The organism is Arthrobacter crystallopoietes BAB-32 (assembly GCF_000328305.2).
Lineage (GTDB): Bacteria > Actinomycetota > Actinomycetes > Actinomycetales > Micrococcaceae > Crystallibacter > Crystallibacter crystallopoietes_A.
Window position 1 is genome coordinate 1 of the sequence record NZ_ANPE02000205.1, and the last position, 10161, is coordinate 10161.

Here is a 10161-nt window from a genome sequence, read left to right on the forward strand (position 1 = left end):
GCCAAGTTGCGGCCGTTGATATTGAATTCCATGGTGCCCTCCATATTGCCTAGATGACACAACAGCGACTGAAAGAGATTGCTCCTTCCAGCCGCTGAAGACGGGATCTCGTTCTTTTGCTCGAGCCCATACTTCACGTTAAGCCACGGTCATGCTTTATTCACCCCCTCTTTGGCGAAATTTTGCCTTCGGCGACGCCCCGCCCGCGAGCCACCGGTGATCCTTCCGGCTTTGGAGCTGGATTACGCTAAGGGCTGAGGCGGCCTGATGCGCTTCGGTCCCCGAGGGAGCCGTAGTGGCCGCCAGGACGGCGCCGGCGTCGACCTGTGCGCCTGCGGCGACCAGCACGCGGGTCAGCTCGGCCAGGGTGGCCCCAGTGGTCAGGACGTCATCGACGACGATGCAGTGGACGCCGGCTACGCTGCTGGCTGCCGAGGATTTCAGCCGCATCGAGAAAGCAACGTTTCGGCGCCGGCCGCTGCGCCCCAATGATTTCTGGGAAGTGCCGGGCAGCACCCCCTGGATCAGGCTTCGCAGCGGCGTCCGCACTTGGACCACACGCCGAATCTGCACATCCGGCGGCAACAATCCGGCACGTTGCAGCCGCCGCAACAGCATATCCATCGGGTCATAGCCCCTGCGGCGGCGGGACGAAGTCCGGGACGGCACTGGTACCAGAAAGACCCGGCCTCCGTTCGCGAGCGCCACTGCCTCCTGCACGGCACCAGCGAAGGCGGGCGCCAGCACGGGAGCCAGATCGGTGCGCCCATGGTTCTTGAAGGCCAGTACCGCCTGGGAGAGCTCCCGCCGGTACCGGCCTGCGGCCACCACCGGAAGGACGTCATCCAGGCCACTGCCGGTCAGCGGCAGCGACTCCGCGCCTGCCTCAGCCCGATAGGGACGCACGGTTGCTGCCCGAAGGGCGTTCCGGCAGCGGGGGCATAGGACGTGGTCTTCCGCTCCGCAGCTGACGCAGTCGCTAGGCAGCACGAGGTGGCTGAACTCCGTGATCCACCGGCGCAGGGTGCGTCCCGCCGCTCCAAAATACACTGCGTCGAGCCTTGCCGCCGTCCGGGTCCACATGCCAACACCCTGCCGGTCGGATCACTCAGCCAGCAATCGCCGTCGGACATTTTGTGGACACTCGGTGGGAGGGTGGGCGATCTAGCCGGGGAACGAAGGGTCGAGCACCAGCGGCCGGGATTGCGGTGCCCAGCTGTTGCCCACGCGGATATAGAGCGTGCGGGGCGTCTGCGCATAGACATCCTGGCTTCCATTGCCAGCGCTGATTTCCAGCATGCCGTCCAGCGGTGCCATCCGCTGGGAAGCACCGTTCAGGTTCAGGATCTCGGCAGTCACCGCTGCCTCGTCCGAGGCTTCCATGACAATCACAGTGGTCTCCCCGGCCCACACGCCCGAATCAACCGGCACCGATGGCTGGAGGGCAACAGGAGTATTGATGCTGCGTGGCTGGCCGTTTTGGTCGCGCACCACGCCCGCAAGGTAGACCCGCGAAGTGTCACCGGAACGGGCGATAATGAGCGCCCGCGCGCCTTCCCGCGAAATCCTCAGTTCAGTCACCGTCCGTTCGGACAGCCACTGGGCACTGATGCTGATCCGGGTGGCATTTTCATCCGGCGCAACCGCAAACACCTGGCCGCTCTGGTCCCCTGCCGCGGTCCACGTCCATCCGAACGGGTCGATGCTCGGCGGGGTCAGCCCGGTGCCCGTGGCGGCCTGCTGTACTTGCCGGTCTTCTCCGATCACGAACAATCTGTTTCGCTGCCCGCTAAGGAAGGCGAACTGTTCCTGGTCGAGCGACATGGCCGGATCCCGGGGCGAAAACTCAGCGACGGAGGGCAGACCCTCAGGTTCAACCGGACGCGAGCCTTCGTAGAAGACCAGTTCGTCATCCAGGATGGCGATCTGCGTACTGCCGACGGCCGGCCCGACGACCGCCGGCTGGAAACCGGGATCAGGAGTCGGCCCGAGGTCCACTTCCCGCTGGTCTACCGTCATCTTCACCGTGCTGACAGTATTCAGCTCGCCGAGGGTCAGCTCCAGCTGCTGCTGCATTTGCTGCCGGCGCAGGAAGGTGGTCCCGGTGAGGACATCGGCCGACAGGTCGACCGTGGCGGCCCCGCTCTCCACCGGCACGGCACGCCGGACCAGAGTCGAGCCCTCCGGAAAGGCGCTGATCACTGCGCCATTGAGGAACGGCGCCGGTCCCTCGAGCAGGGCCGCAACAATCGCGGCGGACAGGCCCTGGCGGCTCGCGAACCAGCGCACGTCAGGCACGGCGTAAGTGTAGGTCGCGTCGTAGAAGTACAGGTTGTGCGAGGTGAAAACGGTTGGAAAATCGACGGTGGAGATCATCGTTCCGTCGGGAATCTCGGAAATCCGCCACTGCCCGTCCACCTCGCTGAGCACCACTGGGATCGACTCCGTCGCACCGGCTTCGGATTCCTGCCGGATCCCGGACTCGTCGATCACGGCGGCGACTTCGAGCTGCAGCACGAACTCGGTCTCCGACGGGGAGCCGACAATGTTGGGCGCGTTGCGGTACACCACGGTCCGCTCCACCGGCTGCCACTCCCCCGCCAGCGACGGCGCCAGGAACTCCCTGGCGATGCCGTAGTCGTCCTGGGTCGCTGTCACAGCCAGGAGGAAGCCTTCCACGATGGCCTTCGGGTCGGCATCAGGCGCCGGTCCCGGCGGGTTGAACGTATAGGTCGGCGCCGTTTCCTCCTGCTCAGCCTGGCTGGTGCCGACCGGTCCCGAGAGCGGAATGGAGGAACAGCCGGTCAGCGCGAACAGGGCCAGCACAAGTACGACGACGGTGCGCAGCAAAGTGCCTGGGTACCCTTGTGGTTCAACTTTGGTCCGCGCCACTTGGTTCCTCCTTCTTCACGTCCGCCGGTACCGCCTGTCTTTCCTCCTCGGCGCCCCCTTCGGCACCTCCTGCCGCAGGCGGCAGCGGCAGCGGGGAGCCGGTCAGCACTGTATCGCGCCGGCGCGGCAGCGTCAGCCGGAAGCAAGAGCCGGCACCTGGCTGTCCCCACGCCTGCAGCCACCCGCCGTGCAGCCGGGCGTCCTCGCTGGCAATGGAGAGGCCCAGTCCGCTGCCGCCGGTGGTCCTGGCCCGCGCCGGATCAGCCCGCCAGAAGCGGTCAAAGACCCGGGACGCTTCCATGGCGGTCATGCCGATGCCGTGGTCGCGCACCGCGACGGCGACTGCCTCGTCCGAGGCCGCCACCAGCACTTCCACGGGCCTGCCCTCGCCATGCTCGAGGGCGTTCACAATCAGATTCCGCAGGATTCGGTCAATGCGCCGGGGGTCCATGTCCGCGACGCACGCCGTCAGGTCGGTTTTCAGTTCCAGGCCGGAGCCGGAATTATCTGCCAGCGGCTGCGCACCCTCCATCGCATGCCGCACCACGTCCAGCAGGTCGGTGGGCTCGGCATCGAGGACGGCCGCACCGGCGTCGAAACGTGAAATCTCCAGCAGGTCGGCGAGCAGGGCCTGGAAGCGCTCCACTTGGTTGTACAGCAGTTCGGCCGACCTGGCATTGATCGGGTCGAACTCATCCCTGGCCTCATAGAGCACCTCGGCAGCCATCCTGACCGTGGTCAACGGAGTGCGCAGTTCGTGCGAAACGTCGGAGACGAACCGCTGCTGCATCTCGGACAGCGCGGCCAGCTGCGTGATCTGCTCCTGCAGACTGGCGGCCATCCTGTTGAACGAGGAGCCCAAGCGTGCCAGCTCGTCGTCGCCGCGGACCTGCAGCCGTTCCTGGAGCTCTCCGGCGGCAAGCTTTTCCGCCGCCGTCGCCGCCTGGCTGACCGGGTGCACCACTGCCCTCGTCAGCAGCCAGACGATCCCGCCGGTCAGTGCCAGCAGGAGGAAGCCGCCGATCCACAGCACGCCGTGGATATAGTCCAGCGTCTGCTGCACCGACGACAGGTCATAAATGAGGTAGAGGGCGTAGGTGTTGCCGGGCGGCAGCGTCACTTGCGTCCCGAAGGCAATGGCGGGAACGTCCTTGTCCCCCATCGGCAGGGCCATGGCCTGGCGGTACTGCCCGGTACCGGTGATCACCGCCTGGCTCAGCCCCTCGGGAATCACATTGGCGGTGATGCTTGTGTTGGACTGGGTCGCCACGTACAGGTTCTGCGCATTGCGCATGGGCGTGAGCAGGTAATAGCGCGGCGTGCCGGAGGCCGTGCCCTCCAGCAGCTTCAAGGTGTCGGTCACCATGCTCGTGACCGTCGCCCGGTCGCTCGCCGAGGAGCTTTCGAAAATGCCCTGGACCCGGTTCAGGGACTGGCGCGATTCTGCCTCGGCCTGCTGCAGCCGGTCCTGGTACAGCCCTGAAGCGATCTGGCTGGAGAGGAAGGCGCCGACGCCCAAGAACGCGAACGCGGTGAGCAGCACGGTCGCCGTTACGGTGCGGAACTGCAGCGAGCGCCGCCACCGCGCCACGATCTTGTGCCACGCGGACAGCAGGGCGCGCCAAGAGCGGGCGGCTGCCGCCTTCAGCCCCGTGACTCCCTGCGCGAAGGCAGATTCCAACTAGCTTTGGCCGGCTTTGTAACCGACACCGCGCACCGTCAGCACCACTTCCGGTGCCTCCGGATCACGCTCGATCTTCGAGCGCAGCCGCTGGACATGCACGTTGACCAGCCGGGTGTCTGCGGCATGGCGATAGCCCCAGACTTGCTCCAAGAGAAGTTCGCGGGTGAAGACCTGCCAGGGCTTGCGAGCCAGGGCAACCAGCAGGTCGAATTCCAGCGGGGTGAGCGAGATCTTCTCGTCCCCGCGGTACACCACGTGGCCGGCGACATCAATGACGACGTCGGCAATCCGCAGGGTTTCGGGTGCCCGCTGGTCCCCGGGCCGGAGGCGGGCGCGGACGCGGGCCACCAGTTCGGCAGGTTTGAAGGGCTTCGGCACGTAGTCGTCCGCTCCGGATTCGAGGCCGCGCACGACGTCGGAGGTGTCCGACTTCGCGGTCAGCATCACGATCGGCACGTCGGACTCGCCACGGATCTGCCGGCAGACTTCGATTCCGTCCATGCCGGGCAGCATCAGGTCAAGCAATACCAAGTCGGGCTTGCTGTTGCGGAACACGTCGAGGGCCTGGCCGCCGTCCGCGCAAAAAACAGGTTCGAAACCGTCATTGCGCAGCACGATGCCGATCATTTCGGCCAGTGCCTCATCATCGTCTACAACGAGTATGCGTGCCTTCATGACTCCATATTCCCCTATCGCACGGCACCGTGCCGCATTCGGCGCACCACAATCGTGTCTGCGGGCAACTGTCGGGCCGTCGGCTGCGTGAAGTTGGCAGACTGAAACTATAGGCTGTTGTCAGGCCGGAAATGACGGCCTGACAGGATTCTGCCATTAACGGACGACGGCGGTCCGCGGTTTACGCGGGCACGGGTCGCCAAGGTGGTTATCAAGTCACTGAGTTAAGCAGCGGCCAGCGAGGGGAAACGGTCATGAGCCAGGCACCGGACGGAGACAGCAGGCAGCCGCAGGCTCAAGGCAGCCCGCAACCCGGGCCGGTCCCGCCGCCGGCCGGTATGCCCGATCCGTCAGGTCCCCGCCCGCCGGCAGGACAGCAACCTCCCGCATCCCAATGGGGGCAGCCGAACCAACAAACGCACGCCGGCCAATGGGGACAGCCCCAGCAGCAGCCGCCGGTCGGCCAACAATCGCCCGCCGGCCAGTGGGGGCAGCAACCGCAGTGGGGACAGCCGGCCTACAACGGCGGCCCCAACTATCCGGGCCAGCCGTGGGGTGCACCGCAGAATCCCTACGGCGGGCCGCCTGCCGGCTTCAACGGCTATGTCGCCCCGCCGAAGCCCGGCGTCATTCCGCTCCGCCCCTTGGGAGTGGGCGAGATCCTCGACGGCGCTTTCCAAGCCGCCCGCAAGAATGCCGGAGCCATGTTCGGCAGCGCCATCCTGCTGCAGGTCGTGGTCAGTGTGCTGTCGTGGGTGGCCGGTGGCCTGATCGTGTCCCTGCTGGGCGGACTCCAGATCGCCACGGCAGATGAACTGACCGATGAATCGGCCTTGGCTCTCGGGGCATCGGTGATTGTCTCCTCGCTGGTGCTGGGGTTGCTCTCCAGCGTCGGCGTACTGCTCCTCCAAGGGGTCCTTGCCATCCCAACGGCGCGGGCCACGGTGAACCAGAAAACCAGCTTCGGGCTGATGTGGTCACTGGCGAAAGGCCGGATCTGGACCTTGGTCGGCATGGGACTGCTCTACCTGCTGGCGACAGTCGTGGCCCTGGTCGGCATCATCGCCGGCTCGTTCTACCTCGCCGAGCAGATGGGCATTACCTCCATCTGGGTCATCCTGCTGATCATCCTCGGCCTGACGGTCGTATCCGTGTGGATCGGTGTCAAGCTGATGCTGGCGCCCGCGGTGATCGTGATGGAGCGGGCGGGCCTGGTCCAGTCCCTGGTCCGGTCCTGGCAACTGACGGACCGCAGCTGGTGGCGGACCTTCGGCATCCTCCTGCTGTGCACTGTCATCGTCGGTGTCATTACTTCCGTGGTGAGTATGCCGATCTCGTTCGTTATCGGACTGGCGGCTCCTGCCATGGGCGATCCCAACGATCCTGAAGCCATGCTCGCGGCCATGGGACCGTTGACTCTCGTTTCGATGCTCGTCTCGTCCCTGTTCGCCGCCATCGGCTACGCGTTCCAGGCTGCCGTCATCGCCCTGGTCTACCTGGACCTGCGGATCCGGCGGGAAGGGTTCGATGTGGTGCTGCTGCGTGAACACGAGCAGGCCGCCGGCCAGGCCACCCGCAGCATTCCGGGGCTCGCCAGCGCTGGGGACGGCCGGCCTGAGCCGCCGGCTTTCGGGTGACGGCAGTGGGAAAGTTCGCCGAGGATGAGGCGCGGGATCTGCTGATCCGCGAGCTGGCCAAGGACGAGTACCAGCAGGCCAAACCCGGCCTGCTGGAAGAAATCCTCCAGCGGATCACCGAATGGTTCACCGACATCGTGAACTCGTTGCAGGGCGTCAGTCCAAACCTCGGCACATTGTTCATCGTCATTGCGGTGCTGCTGATCATCGGAGCAGCGATCTGGCTGGTGCGTCCCCGGCGGAATGCCCGTTCCGCGCACGAGGGCCAGCTCTTCGAAACCGACCAGGTCCTCCCAGCCACCGAGCACCGGCGGCTGGCCGAAGCGGCCGCTGCCCGCGGCGACTGGAACGAAGCCTGCACTGAGCGCTACCGCGCCATTGTTCGTTCGATGGAGGAACGTGTCGTGCTCGCTCCCCAGGCCGGCCAGACCGCGGATGAGGCGGCCCGCCAGATCGGCCAGGCTTTTCCGGACCTCGCGGCCGCCACCCGGCAGGCAGCAACGGTGTTCGACGCCGTGCGCTACGGCAACCTCCCGGCGTCGGAAGCGGACGCGGCGGCGGCCGCACGCCTGGATCAGCAGCTGCAGGATTCCCGCCCTGTCTTTGGCAGCCGTGATGGGCTGGCACCGGCGGCACCGCTGTGAGCACCATGGCAGAAGACAAGACGCTGGCACCGGCCCCGTCCCCCGCCGGATCCGCCCCGGAGAGCGGCCGGCGCCGCTTCCGCCGCTGGCGCTTCTGGCTCATCCTTGTCCTATTGCTGGCGGCCGCGGTCCTCGTGCGGATGCTGGCCACGCCGGCTTCGGACCGGGACAACCTGTCCCCGCAGAACCCGGCGCCCAACGGTGCCAAGGCCGTCGCCGAGGTCCTGCGCCAGCAAGGCACCGAGGTCATCCTGACGGACACCTTGCCGGCCACCCGGGAGGCATTGGACGACGGCGGCACCTTGCTTTTCCACGATGCCAACGGCTACCTGGACGAGGAACAGTTGGGCAGGCTCGCGGACAGCGCCGGCCAGGTAATCCTGATTGAACCGGGCTTCCGCGAACTCCGCGCCCTGGCCCCGGATATCACGGCGGCGGGTGTCGTCCCCGAAGAGGGCTCGCCGCTGGCGGCCAACTGCCGCACCGGGAACGGCGGGCCACCCGCAGCCGACGGCTTTCCTGCGGAGAACGGCAGCATCACGCGCGGCGGCCTGGCCTACCGCGGACCGGTGATGTGCTACAGCTTCTCCACCGGTGCCCAGCCGGCTGCCGCCTACGCCGCGACGGCTGACGGTTCCGCCGTGGTGCTTGGCGCCGGGCATGTCCTGTCCAACGAGCAGATTGTCCGCGAAGCCAACGCTGCGCTGGCACTGAACACATTGGGGCAAAACGACCGGCTTGTCTGGTACCGGCCTTCGCTGGCGGACATCAGCATCGCCGAGGAACCGCAGAGCCCGCTGGCACTGCTCCCGTCCTGGGTAACGCCGGTAGCGCTCTGGCTGCTGGCGGTCGGCGTCCTGGCCATGTTCTGGAAAGGCCGGCGGCTGGGGCCGCTCGTCGAAGAGCCGCTGCCCGTCGTCGTACGTTCCGCGGAAACCGCAGCCGGCCGCGCCCGGCTGTACCAGGACTCGAAGTCCCTGGACCGCGCCGCCGCAACATTGCGTGCCGCAACCCTCAACCGGTTGGCGGCCGAGCTGCGGCTTGGCGCTGGCGCCCGGGCTGCCGAAGTGGTGGACGCCACCGCGCGCCACTTGGACAGGCCCGCCGTCGAACTTGACGCCCTGCTGCGCGGCTTTGTTCCGCGCACCGAAGCCCAATTGGTGGACTGGGCCCAAAACCTGCAACAGCTAGAGGAAGAGGTTACCGACCGATGAGTGAGCACCCGCAGCATGCAGGCGGCATGACGGCCCGTCCGCCGCTGGATGAGCCGGCGGGCTCCGGCTGGACGGACAGGCCGCAGGATTCCGGCAGCGGCGCCCCCGCACCCGCACCCGCACCCGCACCCGCCGACGATCGGCTCCGCCGGGCGCTGCTGGACGTGCGCGCGGAAGTGGCCAAGGCCGTCGTCGGGCAGGACGGCACAGTGACCGGGCTGCTGATCGCGCTGCTCTCCCACGGGCACGTGCTGCTCGAAGGCGTTCCCGGCGTCGCCAAGACCTTGCTCATTCGCAGCCTCTCCGCGGCACTGAGCCTGGACACCAAGCGCGTCCAGTTCACCCCGGATCTCATGCCGGGCGATGTCACCGGTTCGCTGATCTACGACGCCCATACCGCCGAGTTCGTCTTCCGCGAGGGCCCGGTGTTCACGAATATCCTGCTGGCGGACGAGATCAACCGGACCCCGCCGAAGACCCAGGCGTCGCTGCTGGAAGCCATGGAGGAGCGGCAGGTCTCCGTCGACGGCGTGGGCAGGAAACTGCCCGAACCATTCATCGTCGCGGCCACCCAGAACCCGGTCGAATACGAGGGCACCTATCCCCTGCCGGAGGCGCAGCTGGACCGCTTCCTGCTGAAATTGACGATGGACCTGCCGGACCGGGACGCGGAGATCGAGATCATCCGGCGGCACAGCGAAGGGTTCGATCCCCGCAACCTGCAGGCAGCGGGCGTGCGGCCGGTGGCCTCGGCCGACGACCTGGCCCAGGCCCGTGCAGCGGTGGCGCGGGTCAGCATCGCGCCGGAGGTCCTGGGCTACATTGTGGACCTCGTGCGAGCCACCCGGTCCGCGCCCAGCTTCCAGCTCGGTGTGTCCCCGCGCGGTGCCACGGCGCTGCTGAACACCTCAAAGGCCTGGGCCTGGCTCAATGGCCGCAGCTTCGTCACTCCGGATGATGTGAAAGCGCTGACGCTGCCGGCGCTGCGCCACCGGGTAGGACTGCGGCCCGAGGCGGAGATGGACGGTGTCCGGGTCGACGACGTGCTGCACAGCATTCTGGCCACCGTGCCGGTGCCGCGCTAGCCGGTGGTTTCCTTCCCATGGCGCTGACCGGTCGATTCGTGCTCGTGGCCCTGGCCGGGGCTGCTGCACTCCTGCTCTTCCCCTCCGGCTGGACCGCGCTGTGGGCTGCCCTGCTGCTGGCCGCGGGCGCCGCCCTGGACCTTGCCCTGGCTGCCTCCCCACGGCAGCTCAGGCTGGAACGGCGGCTGCCGGCCAGCGTCCGCCTCACGGAGCAGTGCACCTCGGAGCTCGTCGTCACCAATACCGGCCGCCGCGGCATGAGGGCGCAGCTGCGCGATGGCTGGCAGCCTTCGGCCGGCGCCGTGGATCCGGTGCAGCGCCTGGACCTGC

At 67.2% G+C, this 10161-nt stretch carries 8 protein-coding genes and 1 pseudogene; 5 read left to right on the plus strand and 4 right to left on the minus strand.

Going from position 1 to position 10161, the window contains the following annotated elements; translation table 11 throughout:
- Window positions 1-156: 156 nt before the first annotated feature.
- From D477_RS16350 to mtrA, 4 genes are all read right to left on the minus strand, one after another.
- On the minus strand, window positions 157-906 hold the full coding sequence (locus D477_RS16350; RefSeq protein WP_005272051.1) for a ComF family protein: 750 nt from the start codon (window positions 904-906) through the stop codon (window positions 157-159).
- Window positions 907-1164: 258 nt separating this feature from the next.
- Window positions 1165-2892, minus strand: coding sequence for an LpqB family beta-propeller domain-containing protein (locus D477_RS16355; protein WP_005272054.1), 1728 nt, complete (start codon window positions 2890-2892; stop codon window positions 1165-1167).
- The gene (gene mtrB / locus D477_RS16360) at window positions 2873-4573 is read right to left on the minus strand and encodes an MtrAB system histidine kinase MtrB (RefSeq protein ID WP_005272056.1); all 1701 of its coding nucleotides are present in this window, start codon (window positions 4571-4573) and stop codon (window positions 2873-2875) included. The genes D477_RS16355 and mtrB overlap by 20 nt, the downstream gene beginning before the upstream one ends.
- Window positions 4574-5251 carry an MtrAB system response regulator MtrA gene (gene mtrA, locus D477_RS16365; RefSeq protein ID WP_005272059.1) on the minus strand — a complete coding sequence of 226 codons (678 nt, stop codon included), beginning with the start codon at window positions 5249-5251 and terminating at the stop codon, window positions 4574-4576.
- 254 nt (window positions 5252-5505) lie between these two features.
- On the opposite strand from mtrA, the gene D477_RS16370 reads away from it, so the two are divergent.
- The 5 genes and pseudogenes from D477_RS16370 to D477_RS16390 all read left to right on the plus strand — a co-directional run.
- The gene (locus D477_RS16370) at window positions 5506-6888 is read left to right on the plus strand and encodes a glycerophosphoryl diester phosphodiesterase membrane domain-containing protein (RefSeq protein ID WP_005272065.1); all 1383 of its coding nucleotides are present in this window, start codon (window positions 5506-5508) and stop codon (window positions 6886-6888) included.
- A 5-nt stretch (window positions 6889-6893) separates the two neighbouring features.
- Entirely contained in the window at window positions 6894-7532 is a 639-nt protein-coding gene (locus D477_RS16375; RefSeq protein ID WP_150110169.1) for a DUF4129 domain-containing protein, read from the plus strand.
- Between the two features lie 5 nt (window positions 7533-7537).
- The gene (locus D477_RS16380) at window positions 7538-8746 is read left to right on the plus strand and encodes a DUF4350 domain-containing protein (RefSeq protein WP_043847363.1); all 1209 of its coding nucleotides are present in this window, start codon (window positions 7538-7540) and stop codon (window positions 8744-8746) included.
- Window positions 8743-9831 carry an AAA family ATPase gene (locus D477_RS16385; protein WP_005272074.1) on the plus strand — a complete coding sequence of 363 codons (1089 nt, stop codon included), beginning with the start codon at window positions 8743-8745 and terminating at the stop codon, window positions 9829-9831. Before D477_RS16380 ends, D477_RS16385 begins: the two co-directional genes overlap by 4 nt.
- A 17-nt stretch (window positions 9832-9848) precedes the next feature.
- Window positions 9849-10161 (plus strand): annotated as a pseudogene (locus tag D477_RS16390) (DUF58 domain-containing protein); the annotation flags it as partial.

Bases quoted from the DNA above. Each gene is read 5' to 3' on its own strand.
- mtrA (WP_005272059.1), bottom strand. From the start codon at position 5,251: ATGAAGGCACGCATACTCGTTGTAGACGATGATGAGGCACTGGCCGAA.
- D477_RS16370 (WP_005272065.1), top strand. From the start codon at position 5,506: ATGAGCCAGGCACCGGACGGAGACAGCAGGCAGCCGCAGGCTCAAGGC.
- D477_RS16380 (WP_043847363.1), top strand. From the start codon at position 7,538: ATGGCAGAAGACAAGACGCTGGCACCGGCCCCGTCCCCCGCCGGATCC.
- D477_RS16385 (WP_005272074.1), top strand. From the start codon at position 8,743: ATGAGTGAGCACCCGCAGCATGCAGGCGGCATGACGGCCCGTCCGCCG.